The sequence below is a fragment of the Achromobacter sp. D7-1 genome (assembly GCF_059760445.1).
Genome location: NZ_JCBAMT010000014.1, coordinates 64,729 through 86,235, shown reverse-complemented (window position 1 = coordinate 86,235; position 21,507 = coordinate 64,729). Strand labels below are relative to the sequence as shown.

The window sequence follows — 21,507 nt, the reverse complement described above, 5'->3', positions numbered from 1 at the left end:
CTCTCAAACCAGGCGGGGTGGAAGTATCCCCCGCTCCATCAGCACCCCAAGCCAGTGCTTGACGCAAGCTTCGGTATCGTAGGTCTGCGTGAAGCCCGCCTGCTTGATCTTCACCGTGCTGACAAAGGCCGGAGGGGGCGGCGCTTTCAGGCCGTAGCCGAACCGGGCGTCGGCGGAAAAATGGGATTCGCCCAGGATCTGGCCCATGGTCAAGGGCCGCAAGCCATGCCGCTTGACGATCTCGTCCCATAACTGCGCGCGGCTGGGCAGATATTCGGCCAGGCAGACGGGCTGGTCCGGACCCGCTTCGACGCACAGGAACTCCGCCAGCGACGGCCACAGATCGCGCCAGCTGAAGACTTCGCCGTTGGTCAGGTTGTAGTGTTCGTTCCAGGATTGCGCGTTCTCAGCTGCCCAGACGCCCGCATCGCCGATGAGGCGCACGTCCACGGCTTCGCGCGGGTAGGAAATATGCCCCGGATAGCCGAACGGCTTGCCTTCCGCTTGGCACAGCGCCGCATAGACGCCGATCACCGGCACGGTATTCATCGCCACGCCCACGTTGGGGCCGACCACGATGGTGGGACGGAATATCGTCCAACCAAAGCCGCACTGCGCGGCCCTTTCCCGAATGTAGTCTTCCTGGAACCAGTAAGAGTTCGGATGGTCGTCCCGAGGCTGACGCTCGCGCGCCGGAATGCGGATCGGGTGCAGGTGCACGCCATAAGCCTTGGTGCCTTGCAGCACCGTCACATGGCGCAGCCCGCCGCTGCGGCTCAGCGGCTCGATCACGTGCCTGATCATGCTCAGGTTGGTGGACATCTGCTCCGCGTCCTGCCAGCCTGCAATGAGGCCGGGCTTTTCATAGACGGCCGCATAGAAAACATGCGTGACTTGCGGCAAGGACTCGAAGGCGCGGCGGCAGGCCTCCGCATCCTGCAGGTCAACCGGCAAATGGGTGAACGGCCTTTGGCTGATGATTTCCGGGGGCCGCCGGGAGACGGCGATGACTTCCCAGCCGGCGTTCAGAAACGAGTCGACGGCAGCGGAGCCGACCAAGCCGCTGGCGCCAGTGACGAGAACGGTGCGCGACATGATTCCCTCAGTCCATGACCAGATTGATCTGTTTGAACAGCTGCTGGAAGCGCACGTACTCATCCGCCATGCGCTTGCCGAATTCCTCGCGGCTGTCCGCGGTCGGAACAATGCCCAGACCGGCGAATTTCTCTTGCGTTTCAGGGTTGCTCACCGCCTTGACGATCTCGTCGTGAAGGCGATTCAGGATGGCCTGCGGCGTACCGGCGGGCGCCACGATGCCGTACCAGGCGACGCTTTCGGCGCCCGGCAGGCCGGCCTCGGCTACGGTGGGCACGTCCGGCAGCAGCGGCGAGCGTTTGGTGTCGGCCACGGCCAGGGCACGCAGCTGGCCGGACTTCACGAAAGACAGGATGGGCGGAACACCGCTGATGACCATCTGGGTGCGCCCGCCCAGGGTGTCGGTGATGGCGTCGCTATTGCCCTTGTAAGGCACGTGCAGGATCTCGGTCTTGGACAGGTGCTGGAAAAGTTCGCCCGCGATATGGCCGCTGGTGCCGACGCCCGCCGAGGCGTAATTGACCTTGTTCGGATTGGCCTTGATGTAGGCGATCAATTCCTTCAGGTTCGTCACCGGGATCGAAGGGTTGACCAGGATGACGTTCGGGCCCGTGGCCACCAGGGCGACCGGCGCCAGATCCTTGAGCGCGTCATAGGGCATTTTTTTGCGGGCATTGGGATTGACCGTGATCGGCCCGGCGGACGCGAAACCGATGGTGTAGCCATCCTTGGCAGACTTGGCGACAAGGTCGGTGCCCAGGTCGCCGCCGGCGCCGGGCTTGTTCTCGACGATCACCGGCTGGCCGAGCTGCTCGCTCAACGGTTTGGCAACCAGGCGCGCAATGATGTCGATGGAGCTGCCCGGGCCAAATGTGGCGATCAGGCGGATGGGGCGCGCGGGATAGGCATCGGCGGCCTGCGCGCTGGTGAAGGCGGCCAGGCTCAGGGCCAGCCCGGCAATCAATCGGTAGGAAATCATGGTGTTGTCTCCGGTGTGCAGTGATTTTTTTTGCGTGGATGGGGAGCGTGCCAGGCGAGTCAATCGCCGTGCGAGTACATCGGCTTGCCGGGATGCGGCAGGCGCGCGCGCAGAATGACGCCCTGCTCCGCTTCGGTGATGTACAAGGTGCGCATGTCCTCGCCGCCAAAGGCGACATTGGTGGTGCGCATGCCTGCGCAGGACCGGATGCGGTAGAGGGGTTCACCCAAGGGGCTGAACAGCCATACGGTGCCTGCCTGTGCATGGACGATGGCCAGGTTGCCGGCGCTGTCTATGGCCATGCCATCCGGCCCGGCCGTGCTGCCGGATAGCTGGATGAAACGGCTGGCCTTCTTCATCTGGCCGCCGGGCTCCAGGCGCAGCGCATAGATCGCATTGTCGTGCGTGATTGCCACATAAAGCACATTCTCGGCCTTGTTCATGACCAGGCCGTTGGGCCCGGCCAGGCCGTCCATCAGGAGGTCCACGGTCTTGCCATCGGCGCGCAGGCGGAAGACGCGGCCGGTCGGGTTCTCCAGCGCGCTTTCGCCCTGGTCGGTGAAATACAGGTCGCCGTTGGATGCGAAGAACAGATCGTTCAGGCCCTTCAGGCCTTCGCGCTGCACATGCTGCAGGTACGGCCGGATGCTGCGGGCTGCGGGATCCAGCAGCATGAGGCCGTGGAGGTGGTCGGCAACGAAGATGCGCCCATCGCGATGGATCTTCAAGCCGTTGGGTTCGCCTTCGTAGCTGACGACGACTTCGAAGTTGCCTGCCGGGTCCACGCGCAGGATGCGCCCGTGCGCCAGATCGACGCACCACAGATTGCCGGCGCGATCGAAGGCAGGCCCTTCCAGGAAGGAGTGCATCTTCACGTGCCGCGCCGCCAGCCAGGTCGAGGGCTGTTCGGTCAAGTGCAGGGATTCGGGCAGCCGGGCGAACACCTCGGTGCCCATGGGTTCAGCGGGAGGATACATTGCGGGTCCTTTCAGGATTGCGGTTGGCTGCCTGGAAGCTCGATTCCCAGCATCAGCGAACTGAGCGACTTGCCGTGCGGATCCAGGCGCAGCGAGCGCGTGACGCCGCCGGATAGCACGTTCGGGATGACGAAATTCAGCGCCCTCAGGCTTGCCACCTCGTAGCGCCGCACCTGCCCTGCTCCCAGATGGGCGAAGGCCTGTTCGACGCGTTCGGCGGTCAGCGCCTGGCGCAGCACCCGCCAGCCGTCGTCGTCGTAAGCAATGACGGCGATGCTCGAGGTATTGCCCTTGTCGCCAGCGCGCGCATGCGCGAGGTCGTAAACCAGAATGCTCATGCTCAAGCTCCCAAGGTAATCACTTCCGGGGTGACCCAACCGCGCGGAATCAGCAAGGCATCCACGGCGATGACCTCCTTGGCGCCCAGGTTGACCGGGCCGCCTGCGCCATAGGGCCCCTGCATGTTCAACTGCCGCACGTGGTCGCCGAGCCGGTGGGCGCTTTTCTTGTCGGGGCAGCGCGCGGCGACCCGCAGGCGGACCTCGTAGGGCTGGCTCGCCAGGGCTTGAGCATGGTCGCCATGCAGGCTGCTGATGCCGATCAGGTCGACCTGGATCTCGCTGGCCACGCCGCCGTCGAGGCGGAACCTTTCCTTTACCGTGTCGGCCGCCAGCCGGGCCCGGGCGATGGCGTTGACGCCCGCGTAGGCGACCTCGCCCGAACCTATCCAGCCGTCGAAGTAGCCGACCACGACCTTGTAGCTGTCGGTGCGTGGCGCGGCGTGAAACCCGCGCACGGCCACCCGGTCAGCGTTCTGCTCTTCGAAATGCAGGCCTTCCAGGTTCAGTACGCAATCGGGCGTGATGTAGGCCGCCGGATCGTGAATCTCGTACAGCGCCTGCTCGGTGCAGGTCATGCGGTCGAGGCGGCCGCCCGAGCCAGCGGGCTTACCTATGTAGAGCTCGCCGTCGCCGTACAGATCGGCATAGGGGTAGGCCAGCTCGGCCAATCTTGGAACGTCTTTCTTGCCGGGGTCGGCGAAATAGCCGCCCGTGATCTGGGCAGAGCATTCCAACAGGTGGCCCATGATGGTGCCGGCCGCCAGCCTGGGCAGGTCGTCATAGCCCCAGCCGTGATGATGCAGCGCCACGCCCAGAAACAGCGAAGGATCGGCCACCCGGCCCGTCATCACCACGTGGGCGCCGGTGGCCAGCGCATCGCGCACGACATCGGCGCCCAAATAAGCGTTCGCGGAGGCCAACCGGGGCAGGATCGATTCCAGCGGCAGGTCGCGATCCATCAGGCGCAGCTCGGGATGCCGGCGCACCCGGTCGGTCACATCGTCGCCGACGACGGCGGCGCATTTCAGCTCATGCCATCCCAAGTCCCGGCCGATGTCGAGTGCCGCCTGAGCGGCGCCGGCCGGATTGGCCGCGCCCATGTTGGACACCAGCCGCACGCCCTGCTCCCGGCATGCGGGCAGAAAGGCGCGCATGCGCTCCTGCAGCATCGGGTTATAGCCGTGAGCCCCGTCGTGCTTGCGCGACAGCGTTTCGCGCGCGATCGTCCGCTCGGCCAGGCACTCGCACACCAGGTAGTCGATATCGCAGTCTTCCAGCAATGGCATGGCGGGGCCGATGCGGTCATCGGCCATGCCGGCGCCGACGCCGATGCGCAGCCGCTTGCGCGGGTCATTCATGTCTGTCTCCGTCCGTGTTTACGGTTCGGACCAGTATCGTGCGACTTTCCTGATCTGGAAATTGATATATTTATATCTTGGTAATAACTCAAACGCATCACGCAAGCGAATGACCCTGACCATTTCCGAATTGGAGGCCGTGCTGCTGGTGGCCGAGACGCTCAACTTCCGCATGGCCGCGGAACGCGCGCACATCTCCCAGCCCGCGCTCAGCCGGCGGGTGCAGGCCGCCGAGCAAAAACTCGACGCCAGGCTCTTCGACCGCGACAAGCACGGCGTCGCGCTTACCGCCGCCGGCGCGGAACTGGTGCCCATTGCGATGCGCATGCTGTCGGAGTTCCGCGATTCGCTCAGCGATCTGTCGGAGTTCATTGCGGGCCGCCGCGGCAGCATCAATGTCTGGGCCCTGCCCTCAGTCGCCTCCGCCCTGCTGCCCGCGGCAGCGCGCGCCTTCCAGAAGTCGCATCCGCAGGTGCGGCTGAACATCCACGCGGTCTCTGCGCGCCAGATCACGCAGGCCGTATCGGAAGGCACCGCCGACATCGGCATATCCATCGAAATTCCGGACCAGCCGGCTAGCGTGACCTTCTCTGCGCTGCTGCAAGAGAAATTCGTCCTGATCTGCCCCATCGACGATCCGCTGGCGCGCAAAAAGCGCGTGGACTGGAGTGTTTTCGCCGACCGTCCCTATATCGCGAGCGGTCCGGCCAGCAGCATCCGCCAGGTTACCGACCGGATTCTTGCCGCCTCGGGGCGGGTGCCGGAGATGAACTACGTGTCCGACAATATTTCGGTGGTGGGCGCAATGGTGGCCGCCGGAGTCGGCATCGCGGCGGTCCCGCAGTTGGCTCTGCGTTTGATGGACGCCACGCGCCTGTGCAGCTTGGCGCTGCATTCGCCCAGCGCCACGCGGGAAATCGGCATACTGCTCAAGAAGCAGCGCTCCTTGTCGGCGGCAGCGCTGCATTTCCTGGATACCTTGCGGCAGACAGACCCGGCCTAGGGTCGCGCGGGAGGCAAGGCCGATCGCGACCGCAGGAGCTCTATCAGTTGTTGAAGCAGCGGCTGCAATAAGAGGTCAACCGGACGTGGCGCACTCTCGCCACAGGCTCAGGCCCTTCGCACTTGAGTTTCGTCCAGAACAATTAGGCAGAATTTTTAAATTTTTAGGCAGAATTCCGATTTAATTAAGTGATTCACTCATGGTTCAGGCAAGCTTTCTCCGGCCATGCCCGCCCTCCAAGGATTCCTCCATGACCCAACTTCAAATCAACGGCCAGGCTAAGGATATCGACGTCCCGGGCGAAACGCCCCTGCTCTGGACTTTACGGGATGAACTCGGCATGACCGGCACCAAGTTCGGGTGCGGCATGGCATTGTGCGGCGCCTGTACCGTGCACATGGACGGCGCGCCGATCCGGTCCTGTGTCACCCCGCTCTCCGCCGTGGCTGGCCACAACATCACGACCATCGAAGGGATAGAGGCGGATGCGGTCGGCCGGGCCGTGCAGCAAGCCTGGATAGAACAGAACGTTGCCCAATGCGGCTACTGCCAGGCGGGCCAGATCATGACCGCGGTAAGCCTGCTCAAGGCCTCGGCGCAGCCGACGGATCAAGACATCGAGGACGCCATGAGCGGCAATATCTGCCGTTGCGGCACCTACCCCCGCATCCGCGCAGCCATCCAGCACGCTGCCAAGCTCCTTGCCCAGGGAGGCAAGCAATGACGCGCACCGCTCAACTTTCCCGGCGCGGCTTTCTGCAGGGCGCCTTGGGCGCGTTCACCCTGACGGTCACGGCCAAAGGTTTGATCACGACAGCCCGGGCCGCCGAGCCCTCCGCCCAGAAGTACGGCGCTGACAGCATGCCCGGCGGCACCGTCGACGATCCGCTGGTTTTCGTCAGCATCGCCGCGGATGGCACCGTCACCATCGTCGCGCACCGCGCCGAAATGGGCACGGGCGTGCGCACCAGCCTGCCCATGGTGGTGGCCGACGAGATGGAAGCGCGCTGGGAGCGCGTGAAAGTCGTACAGGCGCAAGCCGATGAAGCGCGCTATGGCAACCAGAACGTGGATGGCTCGCGCAGCGTGCGCCACTTCCTGATGCCCATGCGGCGCGTCGGCGCGGCCGCCCGCCAGATGCTCGAAGCCGCGGCGGCGGCGCGCTGGTCCGTTCCTCTGGCCGAGGTCAAGGCGGTGCAACATGAGGTGCTGCATCAGCCATCCGGCCGCCGTTTGACTTATGGCGAGCTGGCGGCCGATGCGGCCAAACAGCCTGTCCCCACGGGCGACGCGCTCAAGCTCAAGGATCGGAAAGAGTTCCGCTACATCGGGAAGGACCAGGTGCGCCTGGTGGACCTGGAGGCCATCGGCAAGGGCCAGGCCAGCTACGGCATGGATATGCGGCTGCCTGGCATGGTCTATGCCGTCGTCGCGCGTCCACCCGTCGTCGGCGGCAAGCTGCGCCGTCTCGACAGCGCCAAGGCGCTGGCCGTGCCCGGAGTGCTGAAGGTGGTAGAGATTCCGCCGATGCAAGGGGCTCCCGCATTCCAGCCCCTGGGCGGCGTCGCGGTCGTCGCGCGCAACACCTGGGCGGCCCGTCAAGGCCGCGACGCGCTGGAAATCGAATGGGACGATGGCCCCAACGGCAGCTATGACTCAAGCGCCTACCGCCAGACGCTGGAATTGGCGGCGCGCAAGCCCGGCAAAACGATGCGCAGCCAGGGCGATGCCGCGCAGGCCTGGGCCAAGGCGCCCGAAGCCGAGCGCGTCGCCGCGGAGTACTACGTTCCCCATCTGGCCCATGCCTCGATGGAGCCGCCGGCCGCCACCGTCCGGATCAAGGATGGCCGCGCCGAGGTCTGGACGTCGATCCAGAACCCCATCGCCGCACGCGATGCCGTCGCCGCCCGGCTGAAACTGGAGCCCGCCAAGGTCACGGTCAATGTCTTGCTGCTGGGCGGCGGGTTCGGCCGCAAGTCCAAGCCCGATTTCGTGGACGAGGCCGCCATCGTCGCCCGTGCCATGCCCGAAGGCACGCCAGTCAAGCTGGTGTGGACTCGCGAGGACGACATTCATCATGACTATCTGCATACCGTGTCGGTCGAACGCCTGGAGGCCGTCCTGGACCAGAACGGCCAAGTCCAGTCCTGGCTGCACCGCAGCGCCGCCCCCACCATCGCCTCTCTCTTCGCGGAAGGCGCCAAGGGCCAGCAGCTGTTCGAATCGGCCATGTCGGCCATCAACATGCCGTACCGCATTCCCAACGTCCGGGTGGAAACGGCCGAAGTGGAAGCCCATGCCCGCATCGGCTGGTTCCGCTCGGTAGCCAACATTCCGCATGCCTACGCGGCCCAGTGCTTCATTGCCGAATTGGCCCACCACGCGGGCAAGGACCCCAAGGATTTCGCGCTCGACCTCATCGGCCCGGCGCGCAGGATCGACCCGGGCACGATGGCCGACACCTGGAATTACTCGGAATCCCCCGAGCGCTACCCCTATGACACGGGCCGCCTGCGCGGCGTGATCGAAGCGGCTTGCCAAGGCGCGGAATGGGGCAGAACCCTGCCCCAGGGCCATGGCCTCGGGCTGGCATTCTGCTACAGCTTCATGAGCTACACCGCCACCGTGGTCGAAGTGGCCGTGGATGCAAGGGGCGAGGTGCGCGTGGTGGCCGTGGACATGGCGATGGACTGCGGCCCGCAAATCAACCCAGAACGCATCCGCGCGCAGATGGAAGGCGGCGCCATCATGGGCCTGGGGCTTGCCCTTGCCAGCGAGATTACGTTCGAGCAGGGCCGCGTGAAGCAGAGCAACTTCCACGACTATGAAGTGCTGCGCCACAATGCTTCGCCGCGCGTGATCCGCACGCATCTGGTCAACGACGATCACGCCCTGCCTCCGGGCGGCGTGGGCGAACCCCCGGTACCGCCCGTGGCGCCCGCGCTGTGCAACGCCATCTTTGCGGCCACCGGCAAACGGATCCGCAGCCTGCCCGTGCGCAGGGTAGCCTAGGCATGGAGACGGTCGACGTCCGCGTTTTGCGCGAAGCCCGCGCCTGGCTGGCGGAGGGGCACGGGCTGCTGCTGGCCACGGTGGTCAAGACCTGGGGTTCATCCCCGCGCCCCGTCGGATCCATGATGGCCCTGCGTGAAGACGGGCGTTGCGTCGGCTCCGTATCCGGCGGCTGCATCGAAGACGACCTGATACACCGGTATACCCGCGCCTTTGGCGAGGGCGCCATTGCGCAAGGCGCGCCGGAACTGGTGCGCTACGGGATTGAAGCCGACGAAGCGCGCCGGTTCGGACTGCCTTGCGGCGGCACGCTGGAGCTGCTGCTGGAGTTCCAGCCGGACTACGAAACGCTGGACGCCCTGGTCCGGCGGCTCGAATCCGGCCAGTTGGTCCAGCGCAGCGTCGACGTAACCACCGGAGCGGTGACATTGACGCCGGCCTCGACGCCCGCGGCAGTGCAATTCGACGGCGCGACGCTTTGTTCCACGCTGGGGCCGCAGTACCGGATGCTGCTCATCGGCGCAGGCGCATTGGCGGAATACCTGGCCACCATGGCCTTGTTCAACGACTTTGCCGTGACGGTCTGCGATCCGCGGGGAGAACACGTGGGCAGTTGGCCCGTGCCCGGCGTGCACATCACCCGGGAAATGCCCGATGACGCCGTGCTGGCACTGGCCCCTGACACGCGCACCTGCATCGTCGCCTTGAGCCACGATCCCAAGCTGGACGATCTTGCGCTCCTGGAAGCGCTACACAGCCCGGCTTTTTACGTGGGCGCCATTGGTTCGCGCCGCAATACCGGCATCCGCAGGCAACGGTTCATGGAGCATTTCGGCGAAACCGCCGCATCCCTGGAACGGCTGCATGCGCCCGTCGGCATTCACATCGGCAGCAGGACGCCCGCGGAAATCGCGGTGAGCATCATGGCGGAGATACTTGCTGTGAAGAACGGGGTCGGATTGCCTACCACCATCGATGGTTCTTGCCAGGTACTACCTGCAGCACACTGTCCCGCGGTGGATGACCACCCCCTGACGCCATGAGCATCGCGCCCTGGGTAGTGAAAGGGTAAATAAAAAAGCCCCGCGCAAGACATGGCGCGGAGCGCCCCGGACATATCAGCGTCCCTCACCCTAAAAAGGACCTCGGCATCGGACTACTAAACAGCATCCTCAAAGCAGCTGGTTTGAAGTGAGGCACAGCCCCCGGAGCAATCCGAGGTCTGCTAGACCATGCCACACAAGGAGCACACTAAAGTGAAATATCCCATTGCCATTGAACCCGGCAGCGACACTCACGCGTGGGGGGTCGTGGTCCCTGATCTGCCCGGCTGCTTCTCGGCAGCGGACGAAGGGATTGACCAAGCCATCGAAAACGCCAAGGAAGCCATTGAATTGTGGATTGAAACAGCCATCGACTCCGGCGATCCCATTCCTCCGGCAACCAGTATTGCCAATCATCAGGCCAATCCGGAATTTGCAAACTGGATTTGGGCGATTGCCGATGTGGATCCTGCGGTCCTCGATGAAACTGTTGAGCGCGTGAACATCACCATTCCGCGCCGCATCCTCAAGCGCTTGGATGACCGCGCTCGCGCCGCAGGTGAAAGCCGCAGCAGCTATATCGCGCATCTCGCCATGACAGCCTGATGAAGCATGTAGAGTCGGATTCACTCAGCAGAAAGCCCCGACCGGAATATCCGTGTCGGGGCTTGCTTGTTTCTACCCCGCCGCGGTGCGCGTCTTTGTAAGCGCTTGATTCCAGGGGCGATTCTGGCGCGGCAGGAGGGGCTCGAACCCCCGACCCCGGGCTTAGAAGGCCCGTGCTCTATCCAGCTGAGCTACTGCCGCGCGGTGTGGTGATGGCCCGGAAACTATCCGGGCGGCGCATTTTACCTTGTTGTGGCCCGCTTGGCAGGCCGGCGGTGCTGGCGCCCTATTCCTCGCCTATGTCCGCATGGGTCGACACCCACAGCACCAGGGCGTCGTCCGGGCTCAGGCTGATCACCCGGTGGCCCATGCGGCTGTCTATATAGAAGCTTTCCCCGGCCTTGAGGCGAGCTGGTTCGTAAAACTCGGTATAGAGCTCGACTTCGCCTTCCAGGACGTAGACGAATTCCTCGCCGCGATGGCGGCTCCAGTCGTGGAATTCGTCGAAGGAACGCGCCTTGACGCGGGTGTGGAAAGGCATCATGCGCTTGTGCGACAGCGCGGTGCACAGCAGGCGGTGGTCGTAGTACGGCGTGTCGTATTGGCGCCCTTCGCCCTGGCGGCTCAAACTGCGGCGGCCGGTGCCCATATGGGCGTCGGACGCGGTGAAGAGTTCGGCCACGTCCAGTTCCAGGCCGGCCGCGATCTTGATCAGGTTGTCATAGGTGGGCGACAGCAGGCTGTTTTCGATCTTGGACAACGTGGACGCGGACACGCCGGTGGCCGCGGCCGCCTGCTTCAAGGTCCACGCCCGCGCCTGGCGCAAGGCTCGCAGCCGCTGTGCCAACACGCTCTGTTTGTTGCCTTCCATCTATGCACCCTGTCATGCGCGCGACCGCCGCTCCCGCCACCAGTCGCGCGCCTGGTAAGACCAATAAGTTAGTTGCACCGCCGCCGTGCCCAAGCCACCGCCGTTCCAGGCCAGCCCGAACGGCGCAAACAGCTTGTAGCGCTGGGTGTCGCCCGCGATCCCTTCGGCGACCACCCGGCCGCCGATCGAGGCGGTGTTCATGCCGTGTCCGCCGAATGCCGTGCAGTACCAGACGTCCGGCGACAGCTGGCCGATCTGCGGCATCAGATGCCGCGCGTAAGCCATGCGCCCCGACCACGCCGTCTCCACCCGCAGCCCCTGCAATTGGGGATAGACGGAGAGCAGTTCGCGGCGCAGTGACTCCGCCAGATCGGGCGGGTCGTCGACACGGGTGGTGATTCTACTGCCCCAGCCGATGCGCCCGCCATCGAGTACGCGGTAATAGTTACCGGCGCGCCGGTCGTCGCCAATGGCGGCGGTGGTGCGGATCGCTTCGCGCACCCGGTCGCCCAAGGGCTCGGTCAGCATGATGTAGGTGGCGATGGGCAGCATCGCGCGGCGCAGCGCGGGCACCACGCCTTCGGTGTAGCCGCCGGTGGCCAGCACCACGGTGCGGGCCTCGACCTGGCCCTGCTCCGTCTTCAGGCGTTTGACCGCGCCGTCCAGGGCCGCCTGCGTGACAGGCGAGTCCTCGTGGATGCGCACGCCCAGGCGCGCGCATTCACGGGCCAGCGCGCGGGCGTAGTTCAGCGGATGGAAGTGAAAGGACGTGGGGTCCTCCACGCCCTGGTGGTAGACATCGGACAGCAGGCGCTCGCGGACCTGGTTGCGGCTCAAGAGGCGCACGTCGCGGCCGAAGTCGCGCTGCTGGCTGTCGCACCACTGCCGCAGGGAGTCGGTCGCCTCATAACGCACCACGCGCAGCCGGCCGTCGACCTTGCAGGCGTCGACGATGTCCAGGTCGCGGATGTTGTTCCGAATGATCTCCACGCCCTCCATCGACAGCCGGTAGAGCTTGCGGTAGTGGTCTTCGTCGACGTGCTTCCTGATGGCGTCTGCCCCGGCCGAGAAGGCCGGCGACACCGATCCGCCGTTGCGTCCCGACGCTCCCCAGGCGATGCGCCGCCCTTCCAGCAGGGTGACGTCGCGGCCGCGGCGGGCAAGTTCCACCGCGGTGGACAGGCCAGCCAGTCCGGCTCCGACCACGCAGACGTCGGTGCTGACGGTCTCCGCCAAAGGCGCATAGCGGGTGGTGTCGTCGGCCAGCGTGCGCTTGTAGTAGGTGTCGATGTACTCGGAAGCCATGGTGGTCGGCATCAGTTCAGGCCTGCGCCCTGCAAGCCGCCCGTCAGGCGCTTTTCCAGCCAGTTGGCCAGGCGCAGCAGCGGGTAGCAGTAGATGAAGTAGATGGCGGCGATCATGCCGTAGATGAAGAGCGACTTGGCCGGAAAGGTGATGATGAAGACCTCGCCTTGCCGCGTCAGTTCGGTGATGCCCACCACGGACAGAATCGCGGTGCTCTTGATCAACATGACGTAGACGCCGCTCATGGGCTGCACGATCAGGCGCATGGCCTGCGGCAGGATGACCAGCCGCAAGATCTGGAACGGCCTCAGGCCCAGCGTCATGGCGCCTTCGGTCTGGCCGCGCGGCACGGCCTGGATCGCGCCCATGACGATTTCCGCAACGTAGCAGGACGTGTAGACGGACAACGACACGAAGGCCGCCGTGCCGGAATCCCAATGCAGCATTTCGATGCCGGTACTGGGCAGCACGAAATAGAAAATATAGAGCTGCACCAGGAACGGCGTGCCGCGCAGGATGTGGATGTACAGGCCCAGCAGCTGATGCACGCCGCGGATGCGGTAGCTGCGGATCACGCCGATCACGAAGCCCAGGAGCGATCCCGCGATGATGGCCACGAAGGAGATCTTCAAGGTCTCCCAGAAGCCCTTCAGCAGGAAGGGCAGCACGACGCCGGCGGTGGAAAGATAGGAATCCAGCATGCTTACCTCGCGTTCCAGGCGGGACCCGCCAGCCAAAGGCTCACGCCGCGCGACAGCAGCAGCATGCAGGCGTAGATCAGCAGATAGCCGGCCGCGATGGTCAGGAAGCTCTCGTTGGGCACGATGCGGTCGCTGTTCATCTGCACGCCGGCCGCGACCAGTTCGAACACCGTGATCAGCGACAGCAGCGACGTGTCCTTGATCAGCACGGCGGTCTGGCCTAGCAGGGGCGGCAGCGTGTTGGCGAAAGCCTGCGGCAGCACGACATAGCGCAGGCGCTGGCCGTAATTCATGCCGCAGGCCTTGGCGCCTTCGATCTGGCCGCGCGGCACGGATTCGATGCCCACGCGGATGATCTCGCTCATGTAGGCCGCATGGTGCAGCGTCATCGCCATGATGCCCAGCAGCATTTCGCTCCAGCCCTTGGCGCCCGGCACCAGCATGGGCACGGCGTAATAGACCAGGTAGATCTGCACCAGCAAGGGGGTGGAACGGATGAATTGCACATAGGCCGCCACCGGCCGCCAGACGAGGGCGCGGGGCGACATGTGCGCAAGCGCCAGCGGGATGCCGGCCAGCACCGACAGCACCAGGCTTGCGCCCGCCGCGATCAGGGTGTTGGCCAGGCCGGTGGCGAACTGGCCCGTGTACTGGCTGACGATGCGCCAGTTATAGAAGTCGAGCAGCCAGTCCATGGGCTCAGTGGTCTTTCTTCCAGTCGGTGGAGTACCAGTACTTCACCTGTTCGGGCAGCGTGTTGTCGGCCGTCTTCAGCGTCTGCCAGTTGTCCAGCCAGAACTTCAGGCGGAAGGCGTTGGGACCGACGGCGAAGGCCAGGGGCTCGCGCACCATGATGCCGTCCAGCACACGCAGGTTGCCGAAGTCGACCAGGAACTGGTTGGCGGTGGACAGCGACATGATGCCGGCGTCCAGCCGGCCGCTGGACAGGGCCTGCCCGACCGGCGCGCTGCCGCCCGAGAATTCCTTCATGGTGGCCTTGGGCAGCATCTTCTTGCCCACTTCCGCATAGGTGCTGGCGCCCAGCACGCCCACGGTCACGCCGTCCTTGTTGAGCTCCTCGTACGACTTGTAGGGCGAGTCCTTGGGCACCACGGCCACGGTGTCGGCATAGAACATCGGGGTGGAGAACAGCACCTGGGCCGCGCGCTGCGGCGTGGGCGTCATGTCCGCGGCCACCATGTCGGCCTTGCCGGACAGCAGCGCCGGAATCAGGCCCTTCCACTCGTAGTCCTGCAGCACCAGCTTCACGCCCAGGTCGTCGGCCATGCGCTTGGCCACTTCCACGGCCAGGCCGGTGCGCTTGCCGCTCTTGTCCATGAAGCTCATCAGCGGCCCGGAGGTCTGCACCGCCACACGCAGTTCACCGCGCTTGAGGATGTCTCCCAGCTCGTCGGCCTGCGCCGGCAAGGCCACCGTGGCGGCCGCCAGGGCGACGCCGGCCAGGCCCAGCCATTGTTTGATTTTCAGCATTTCCTACCCCTTGTGGTGAATGGACTCACGTCGTTCCGGGCAAAGCACAGTGCGCCGGCAGCGCCCGGATCAGCCGGACCGGCCCTGGTTACCGCCGGACGCCGCACTCGCGGACCGCCCGTTGCTACCTTGCTGCTAGGGACTACAGAATCTTTTCCAGGAAGGCGCGGGTGCGGGCCTCCCGCGGATGGCCGAACACTTCGTCCGGCGTACCCATTTCGACGATGCGGCCGGCGTCCATGAAGAGCGCGCGGTCGCCCACGTCGCGGGCGAAGCCCATTTCATGGGTCACCACGGCCATGGTCATGCCGTCGCGCGCCAGCGCGCGCATCAGTTCAAGAATGCCTCCCACGGTTTCGGGGTCGAGTGCCGAGGTGGCCTCGTCGAACAGCATCAGCTTGGGGTCCATGGCCAGCGCGCGCGCGATCGCCACGCGCTGCTGCTGGCCGCCGGAGAGCTGGCTGGGATAACGCGCGCCGTAGTCGCCCATGCCGACGCGGCCCAGCAGTTCGCGGGCGTAGCGTTCGGCGTCGACGCGGGCGCGGCCGCGCACCACGCGCTGGGGTAGCGCGACATTGTCCAGCGCAGTACGGTGTTGGAACAGGTTGAAGTGCTGGAACACCATGCCGACTTCGGTGCGCCAGCGGTTGACGTCGGTGGCCGGGTCCGTGAGCGACACGCCGTCCACGCGGATGGCGCCGCTGTCTATGCTTTCCAGGCCGTTGAGCGTGCGCAGCAAGGTGCTCTTGCCGGATCCCGAGGGGCCAACCACCACCATGACCTCGCCGCGGCCGAGTTGGCAGTCGATGCCGTCCAACGCCAGATGCGGGGCCTGCCCGTCGCGTTGATAGGTCTTGCTGACTGCCTGGACGACCAGCAGAGGTTCCGCCACGGATCCACCTTCGTATGAGTGCTGCCTTGGTTTAAAAAGGTTTCGCAATTCACGCTGGAGTTTCGTATAGTAAATTTTTTTCCAGAATCGCCACTTAGGCATAACCCTTAAGCGAAGACAGGCTCTTCGCAGGCAACCCAAGGAACCGGCATGGACACTCCCCAAGACATCCTGCGCGCGCTCGGGCTGAACCCGGAATCGCTCACGGGCGGCACGCTGCGCGCGCGCAGTCCGATAGACGGCGCCGAACTGGCCCGGGTCCACGAGCACACGGTGGCCCAGGCCCATTCCGCCATCACCCGCGCGCGCCAGGCCAGCCTGGCATGGCGCGACGTGCCGGCGCCGCGCCGCGGCGAACTGCTGCGCCTGTTCGGCGAAACGCTGCGCCAGCACAAGCGCGAGCTGGGCCGCCTGGTCAGCCTGGAGGCCGGCAAGATCGTGGCCGAAGGCGAAGGCGAAGTGCAGGAAATGATCGACATCTGCGACTTCGCCGTGGGCCTGTCGCGCCAGCTCTACGGACTGACGATCGCCTCCGAGCGCCCAGGCCACCGCATGATGGAAACCTGGCATCCGCTGGGCGTGGTCGGCGTGATCAGCGCGTTCAACTTCCCGGTGGCCGTATGGTCCTGGAACGCCGCGCTGGCGCTGGTCTGCGGCAACGCCGTGATCTGGAAGCCCTCGGAAAAAACCCCGCTGACCGCGCTGGCCTGCCAGGCGCTTTTCGCCCAGGCCGCGCAGCGTTTCGGCGATGCGCCCGCCGGCCTGTCCGAGGTACTGATCGGCGGCCGCGAGATCGGCGAGGCGCTGGTGGATTCGCACGCCGTGGCCCTGGTGTCGGCTACCGGCTCGACCCGCATGGGTCGCCAAGTGGGTCCGCGCGTGGCGCAGCGCTTCGGCCGCGTGCTGCTGGAACTGGGCGGCAACAACGCCATCATCGTCGGCCCCACCGCCGACCTGGACATGGCCGCGCGCGGCATCGTGTTCGGCGCCATCGGCACGGCCGGACAGCGCTGCACCTCGACGCGCCGACTGATCGTGCATGAAAGCGTGGCCGACGACCTGGTGCAACGCCTGCACCAGGCCTATGCCAGCGCCACCATTGGCAATCCGCTGGACAGCGGCACCCTGGTCGGCCCGCTGATCGACCGCGTATCCTTCGACGCCATGCAGGCCGCGCTGACGGCGGCGCGCGAACAGGGCGGCAAAGTGACGGGCGGCGAACGCGTGCTGGCCGAGCAGTATCCCGAGGCCTGGTACGCACGCCCCGCCATCGCCGAAATGCCGGGCCAGACTGACGTGGTCTGCCACGAAACCTTCGCGCCCATCCTGTACGTGATGCGCTACACCGATTTCAACCAGGCCCTGGCCTTGCAGAATGGCGTGCCGCAAGGCCTGTCGTCGGCCATCTTCACCAATGACCTGCGCGAGGCCGAGACCTTCCTGTCGGCGGCCGGCTCGGACTGCGGCATCGCCAACGTCAATATCGGCACCTCGGGCGCCGAGATCGGCGGCGCCTTCGGCGGAGAAAAGGAAACCGGGGGCGGCCGCGAATCGGGCTCGGACGCGTGGCGCAACTACATGCGCCGCGCGACCAACACGATCAATTATTCGCGCCAGCTGCCGCTGGCGCAGGGCATCAAGTTCGGCGAGTAAGCCCGCGCGCAGCCCTGTCCCCACAAGCCCCCGCCGTGCGCGGGGGCTTACGCTTTCTACATACGATTAGCCTGGCTTACAAACTGTAGCCGGGGTCGATGCTACATTTCCTGGTCACAAAACTACGTTATGAGCCGATGACCATCAGCCGTCCAGCACGATCCGCCCTCCTCCTGCGCACCCTTGCCGCCGCCCTGGCCATGGGTCTGGCGGGCGCAGCCACCGCGGGCGTGTCGTACCGGCTGGATCGTCCATCGGCCGCCCCCGGCGAGACCGTCACCATCGAAGCGGTGTACTTCAACGAAGGCACCGCCCGCTCCAACTGGGAAGCCCCGCCCGAACTGGTGCTGCAATGGCGCGGCCAGGACGGCCAGATCGTGCGCAGCCTGGCCAAGCTGCGCGGCGGGCCGGCCAGCTTCAGCGTGCCGGTCAACAACTTCGCGCGCATGGCCTGGACGGCGGTCGTGCCCGCCACGGCCAACGGCCTGCAGGCCGTGTCCATCGAGGGCCAGCCGGCGATGATGGCGCTGGACGCCACCGGCCGCGACAGCGGCACCTTGGCCAGCACGCCCGCGCGCGGCCCGGTGGTGGACGCCAGCAGCGGCCAGCCCGTGCCCGCCGCCGCCGTGGCCGCGGTCGGCGCTTCGCCCGAAGGGGGCCCTTCGCCCGACGCTTCCGCGGTGCCTACCGTGCAGCCGCAGAACGCCTTTGACCGCTTCCGCAGCTCGGTTTCCGAATACAAGCCTGTGTACTTCGACATCGGCACGCGCGGCCAGACCACCGCGCGCTTCCAGATCAGCGCCAAGTACCGCCTCTTCAGCCCCGCGGGCGACCGCCCGGCGACCTGGGACGAGAACTTCTACCTGGCGTACACGCAGACGTCGCTGTGGGACCTGCAGGGCGATTCCATGCCCTTCATCGACACCACCTTCAATCCCAGCGCCTTCTGGCTATCTGACAATATCTGGCAGTCGGCCAGCCAGAACTGGCGCTTCGGCATGAACACCGGCGTCGAGCACAACTCCAACGGCAAGGACGGCGCGGATTCGCGCTCGCTCAACGACGGCTATATCGAACCGCGCTTCCACTACCGTTTCGACGGCGGCAGCACACTGACCTTCGCGCCGCGGGTCAAGGCCTACTTCGGCGTCGCCAGCGAGAACAGCGACTATGCCGACTACGCCGGCCACGTCGACTGGCAATTGCGCTGGGCCCAGGACAACGGCGCCGTCATCTCCGCCATGTACCGCCAGGGCGATCAGAAGCGCCGCACCACCCAGCTGGATTTCGCCTGGCCGCTGCAGCGCACCTGGCTGAACATGAACGGCTACCTGCATCTGCAGTACTTCAACGGCTACGGCGAAACGCTGCTGGGCTACAACCAGCGCAACGAATCGCAGTTCCGCGTCGGCCTGTCGCTGGTGCCTTAAGCCCGCCGATCCGTCGGGGCGCCCTAGCCTTCCATCGCCAGTTCTTCCCAGCCCAGTTCGCGGGTGCGCTCCAGCGCCACCGTGACCTGGGCGGCGGCGGAGCGCACCCCCTCCACTAGCTCCTGTCCGGTCAGCAGCCGCGCCGTGACGCTGGCCATGAACACGTCGCCGGTGCCGTGCACCGAGGGCGGGATCGCGATCTCCGGATGCGTCACGACGGTGGCCTGATCCCGCGTCACCACCGCCAGCTGCAAGGTGCCGGCCGCGGCGGCCATGGGCGCCGCGCTGGTCACCACGATCCAGTCCGGACCGCGCGCGATCAGTTCGCGCGCCGCGGCCACCACGTCGTCAATTGATGACAGGGCGCGCCCCACCAGCAATTCCAGCTCGAAGTGGTTCGGCGTCATACCGTTGGCCAGCGGCACCAGCAGGTCCCGGTATTGCTCGACCAGTCCTTCGTTCACGTACAGGCCGTCGTTGCGGTCGCCCATGACGGGATCGATATGGATTTTCACGTCCGGCCGCGCGGCGCGCAGCGCGGCCAGCCAATCGGCAAGCAACTCGGCCTGCCCGGGCTGGCCCAGATATCCGCACACCACCGCCCGCGCCGTCCTGCTGACGCCGCGCTCGTCCAGCCCCTGCAACAGCCCTTCGAACCAGTCCAGCGGCACCGCGCCGCCGTGCAAGGTCGGATAGTGCGGCGTGTTGCTCAGGATGACGGTGGGCACCGCGATCGCGTGCAGGCCCGCCTTGCGGAAGACCGGCATGGCGGCGTTATTGCCGACGCAGCCATACACGACCTGGGATTGGACGGAAACGATATCCACCTGCGCGGTAACGGCGGGGATTGCGCTCATGGGGCTGGCTCCTGGCTGCCGCGGTTTACGCGGCGCTACATGCGGGTGATGAAATAGATCTTCTTGACGAACTGGTCGACTTCCCAGCGGCCGGTATAGCCCTCGGGCATGACGAAGGCTTCGCCCACTGTCAGCTCGTGCACGGTGCCATCCGGGTCGACCAGGCGCGCCGAGCCTTCAACGATGTAGCCGAACTCGATGTAGCCGGTGGTGTTGGACTGGAACACGCCGGCGGTGCTTTCCCAGACGCCGGCCTCTGCCTTGCCACCATTGCCTTCGAAAGCGGTCACGGTGCGGAACGCGGCGTCGCCCGAGAGCGGACGGCGCGGCTTGCCGGGCACCGGATTCTTCATGGGGCCGGCGTCGATGCGGACGAGCCGCGATTGGTCGTTCTTCATGGCGGTTCCTGTATGCGGATAGATGATGAATCCGGAGGCCTGCTCAGTGCGCGGCCACCACCAGCACTTCGGCCATGGCCCGGCTGACGGTGCGCATGCGGTGCGGCAGTTCGGAATCGAAATAGACGGAATCCCCGGTCTCCAGGCGTAACTGGCGCTCGCCCACGTGAACCTCGATGGCGCCCTTGAGCACCAGCAGGAATTCCTCGCCGGGGTGCGGAAACACCGCGGTCGCATCGGGAAATTCGCGCGGCGGATGCACCACGAAAGGCTCCATCGCCTTGACCTTGCGACGGCCAGCCAGTGATTCGTAGTGATACTCGCTGCCCAGTCCCCGGCGCTGCAAGGCCTCGCGGTCCGCCACCCGCACCACGCTGACGACTTCCTCCTGCGCGGCGTCGTCCGTGCCCACCAGTTCCGACACGCCCAGGCCGTACGCTTCCGCCAGCCGCAGCACGGTGGAAATGGAGGGCTCGCTCAGGCCCCGCTCCAGTTTGGAGAGGTAGCTCTTGGTCAATCCGGTGCGCTGCGCCAGCTGTTCCAGGGACAGGGTTTGCTGGCGGCGCAGGGCGCGCAGGCGGTGCGGCAGGTCTATCATCGGCGGGGTTGCGGGCGAAGATGCGAAATACGGTCGCGGAATACGACCGGTAAGCATGCCCTAATCCGGCCCCGCCGTCGAGCCGGCCCCGCCCGCAGCGGTCATCAGGCCAGCACGTCGGGATGCGCCCGCAACGCGCGCCGCGCATAGTACGAGAATCCGACCTGCGAACGCTTCGGCGTCAGGATCCAGTCATGCGCCTCGCGGCCCAGGGCCGGCGGAATGGGCTGGATCTTGCCCGCAGCCATGGCCAGCAGCTGCATGCGGGCGGCGCGCTCGAACTGCAAGGCCAGCACGCAAGCCTCTTCCACCGAGCCCGCCGCGATCAGCATGCCGTGGTGCGACAGCAGGATGGCGCGCTTGGAACCCAGCGCCGCCGAAATGATCTCGCCTTCCTCATTACCCACCGGCACGCCGGGCCAATCCTTCAGGAAGGCCACGTCGTCGTACAGCGTGCAGTTGTCCATATGCGAGACTTCCAACGGCACCTCCAGCATCGACAGCGACGCGACATGCAGTGGATGCGTATGGATGATGCAGTTCACGTCCGGACGCGCGCGGTAGACCCAAGAGTGGAAGCGATTGGCCGGATTCGGCATGCCGCCGCCTTCCTGCACGCGCAGGTCCTCGTCGACCAGCAGCAGGTTGCTGGCGGTAATCTCGTCAAAGCCCAGGCCCAGGCGCTGCGTGAAATACCGGTTCGGCTCCGGCGCGCGCGCCGTGATCTGCCCGGCCAGGCCGGAATCATGCCCGCCGTCGAACAGGATGCGGCAGGTCAGCGCCAGGCGTTCGCGCAGGCTCCATTCGGGCGTCTCGAACTGGCGCTGCATTTCGGCTTTCGCCCGCGCGATCAGTTCGTCCTTGCCCAGGTGCATCGTATCGGCCATCGTCGTCACT

At 65.8% G+C, this 21,507-nt stretch carries 22 protein-coding genes, 1 tRNA gene and 1 pseudogene; 8 read left to right on the top strand and 16 right to left on the bottom strand.

What is annotated here, in order from left to right; genetic code table 11:
- Positions 1-3 precede the first annotated feature (3 nt).
- The 5 genes from AC6LKD_RS09035 to AC6LKD_RS09015 are packed head-to-tail and all read right to left on the bottom strand — an operon-like array spanning position 4 to position 4,750.
- Positions 4-1,095 (bottom strand): SDR family oxidoreductase, encoded by a 1,092-nt coding sequence (locus AC6LKD_RS09035; RefSeq protein ID WP_498115950.1) that lies wholly within the window; start codon positions 1,093-1,095, stop codon positions 4-6.
- Positions 1,096-1,102: 7 nt separating this feature from the next.
- Complete coding sequence (locus AC6LKD_RS09030) at positions 1,103-2,074, bottom strand: Bug family tripartite tricarboxylate transporter substrate binding protein (RefSeq protein WP_498115949.1); 972 nt, start codon at positions 2,072-2,074, stop codon at positions 1,103-1,105.
- A gap of 59 nt (positions 2,075-2,133) precedes the next feature.
- On the bottom strand, positions 2,134-3,051 hold the full coding sequence (locus tag AC6LKD_RS09025) for an SMP-30/gluconolactonase/LRE family protein (RefSeq protein ID WP_498115948.1): 918 nt from the start codon (positions 3,049-3,051) through the stop codon (positions 2,134-2,136).
- 11 nt (positions 3,052-3,062) lie between these two features.
- Entirely contained in the window at positions 3,063-3,389 is a 327-nt protein-coding gene (locus AC6LKD_RS09020; RefSeq protein ID WP_498115947.1) for an AtuA-related protein, read from the bottom strand.
- A gap of 2 nt (positions 3,390-3,391) precedes the next feature.
- The gene (locus AC6LKD_RS09015) at positions 3,392-4,750 is read right to left on the bottom strand and encodes an acyclic terpene utilization AtuA family protein (protein WP_498115946.1); all 1,359 of its coding nucleotides are present in this window, start codon (positions 4,748-4,750) and stop codon (positions 3,392-3,394) included.
- A gap of 109 nt (positions 4,751-4,859) precedes the next feature.
- Between AC6LKD_RS09015 and AC6LKD_RS09010 the strand changes: the two genes are divergently transcribed.
- From AC6LKD_RS09010 to AC6LKD_RS08985, 6 genes and pseudogenes are all read left to right on the top strand, one after another.
- Positions 4,860-5,753 (top strand): LysR family transcriptional regulator, encoded by an 894-nt coding sequence (locus AC6LKD_RS09010; RefSeq protein ID WP_498115945.1) that lies wholly within the window; start codon positions 4,860-4,862, stop codon positions 5,751-5,753.
- Positions 5,754-6,003: 250 nt separating this feature from the next.
- A complete protein-coding gene (locus AC6LKD_RS09005) occupies positions 6,004-6,477 on the top strand; it encodes a (2Fe-2S)-binding protein (protein WP_498115944.1) in 474 nt (157 codons plus the stop codon).
- A complete protein-coding gene (locus AC6LKD_RS09000) occupies positions 6,474-8,765 on the top strand; it encodes a xanthine dehydrogenase family protein molybdopterin-binding subunit (RefSeq protein WP_498115943.1) in 2,292 nt (763 codons plus the stop codon). The genes AC6LKD_RS09005 and AC6LKD_RS09000 overlap by 4 nt, the downstream gene beginning before the upstream one ends.
- Positions 8,766-8,767: 2 nt before the next feature.
- A complete protein-coding gene (locus AC6LKD_RS08995) occupies positions 8,768-9,808 on the top strand; it encodes an XdhC family protein (RefSeq protein ID WP_498115942.1) in 1,041 nt (346 codons plus the stop codon).
- Positions 9,809-9,867: 59 nt separating this feature from the next.
- Positions 9,868-9,960, top strand: a pseudogene (locus AC6LKD_RS08990) (type II toxin-antitoxin system HicA family toxin); the annotation flags it as partial.
- Between the two features lie 61 nt (positions 9,961-10,021).
- Positions 10,022-10,414, top strand: coding sequence for a type II toxin-antitoxin system HicB family antitoxin (locus AC6LKD_RS08985; RefSeq protein ID WP_041654201.1), 393 nt, complete (start codon positions 10,022-10,024; stop codon positions 10,412-10,414).
- 124 nt (positions 10,415-10,538) lie between these two features.
- On the opposite strand, the gene AC6LKD_RS08980 is transcribed toward AC6LKD_RS08985, so the two are convergent.
- The 7 genes from AC6LKD_RS08980 to AC6LKD_RS08950 all read right to left on the bottom strand — a co-directional run bounded on the left by AC6LKD_RS08980 (position 10,539) and on the right by AC6LKD_RS08950 (position 15,674).
- Positions 10,539-10,615, bottom strand: a tRNA-Arg gene (locus tag AC6LKD_RS08980).
- 85 nt (positions 10,616-10,700) lie between these two features.
- The gene (locus AC6LKD_RS08975) at positions 10,701-11,285 is read right to left on the bottom strand and encodes a helix-turn-helix domain-containing protein (RefSeq protein ID WP_424241443.1); all 585 of its coding nucleotides are present in this window, start codon (positions 11,283-11,285) and stop codon (positions 10,701-10,703) included.
- Positions 11,286-11,297: 12 nt separating this feature from the next.
- The gene (locus AC6LKD_RS08970) at positions 11,298-12,590 is read right to left on the bottom strand and encodes an NAD(P)/FAD-dependent oxidoreductase (RefSeq protein ID WP_498115960.1); all 1,293 of its coding nucleotides are present in this window, start codon (positions 12,588-12,590) and stop codon (positions 11,298-11,300) included.
- 11 nt (positions 12,591-12,601) lie between these two features.
- A complete protein-coding gene (locus tag AC6LKD_RS08965; protein WP_013395343.1) occupies positions 12,602-13,291 on the bottom strand; it encodes an amino acid ABC transporter permease in 690 nt (229 codons plus the stop codon).
- A gap of 2 nt (positions 13,292-13,293) precedes the next feature.
- Positions 13,294-13,986, bottom strand: coding sequence for an amino acid ABC transporter permease (locus tag AC6LKD_RS08960; protein ID WP_013395344.1), 693 nt, complete (start codon positions 13,984-13,986; stop codon positions 13,294-13,296).
- A gap of 4 nt (positions 13,987-13,990) precedes the next feature.
- The gene (locus tag AC6LKD_RS08955) at positions 13,991-14,782 is read right to left on the bottom strand and encodes an ABC transporter substrate-binding protein (protein WP_498115941.1); all 792 of its coding nucleotides are present in this window, start codon (positions 14,780-14,782) and stop codon (positions 13,991-13,993) included.
- Between the two features lie 142 nt (positions 14,783-14,924).
- The gene (locus AC6LKD_RS08950; protein ID WP_498115940.1) at positions 14,925-15,674 is read right to left on the bottom strand and encodes an amino acid ABC transporter ATP-binding protein; all 750 of its coding nucleotides are present in this window, start codon (positions 15,672-15,674) and stop codon (positions 14,925-14,927) included.
- 150 nt (positions 15,675-15,824) lie between these two features.
- Between AC6LKD_RS08950 and amaB the strand changes: the two genes are divergently transcribed.
- The gene (amaB, locus tag AC6LKD_RS08945) at positions 15,825-17,327 is read left to right on the top strand and encodes an L-piperidine-6-carboxylate dehydrogenase (RefSeq protein WP_498115939.1); all 1,503 of its coding nucleotides are present in this window, start codon (positions 15,825-15,827) and stop codon (positions 17,325-17,327) included.
- A gap of 137 nt (positions 17,328-17,464) precedes the next feature.
- Positions 17,465-18,757: a phospholipase A gene (locus AC6LKD_RS08940; RefSeq protein WP_013395348.1), complete on the top strand. Its 1,293-nt coding sequence runs from the start codon at positions 17,465-17,467 to the stop codon at positions 18,755-18,757.
- 23 nt (positions 18,758-18,780) lie between these two features.
- Here the strand turns inward: AC6LKD_RS08940 and pdxK are convergent, their stop codons facing one another.
- The 4 genes from pdxK to AC6LKD_RS08920 form a co-directional block, all read right to left on the bottom strand.
- On the bottom strand, positions 18,781-19,614 hold the full coding sequence (gene pdxK / locus AC6LKD_RS08935; RefSeq protein WP_498115938.1) for a pyridoxine/pyridoxal/pyridoxamine kinase: 834 nt from the start codon (positions 19,612-19,614) through the stop codon (positions 18,781-18,783).
- A 35-nt stretch (positions 19,615-19,649) separates the two neighbouring features.
- Positions 19,650-20,012: a cupin domain-containing protein gene (locus AC6LKD_RS08930; protein ID WP_013395350.1), complete on the bottom strand. Its 363-nt coding sequence runs from the start codon at positions 20,010-20,012 to the stop codon at positions 19,650-19,652.
- A 43-nt stretch (positions 20,013-20,055) separates the two neighbouring features.
- Positions 20,056-20,610: a helix-turn-helix domain-containing protein gene (locus tag AC6LKD_RS08925; protein WP_207471414.1), complete on the bottom strand. Its 555-nt coding sequence runs from the start codon at positions 20,608-20,610 to the stop codon at positions 20,056-20,058.
- A gap of 104 nt (positions 20,611-20,714) precedes the next feature.
- Entirely contained in the window at positions 20,715-21,497 is a 783-nt protein-coding gene (locus AC6LKD_RS08920) for an aldolase (RefSeq protein ID WP_013395352.1), read from the bottom strand.
- Positions 21,498-21,507: the final 10 nt, after the last annotated feature.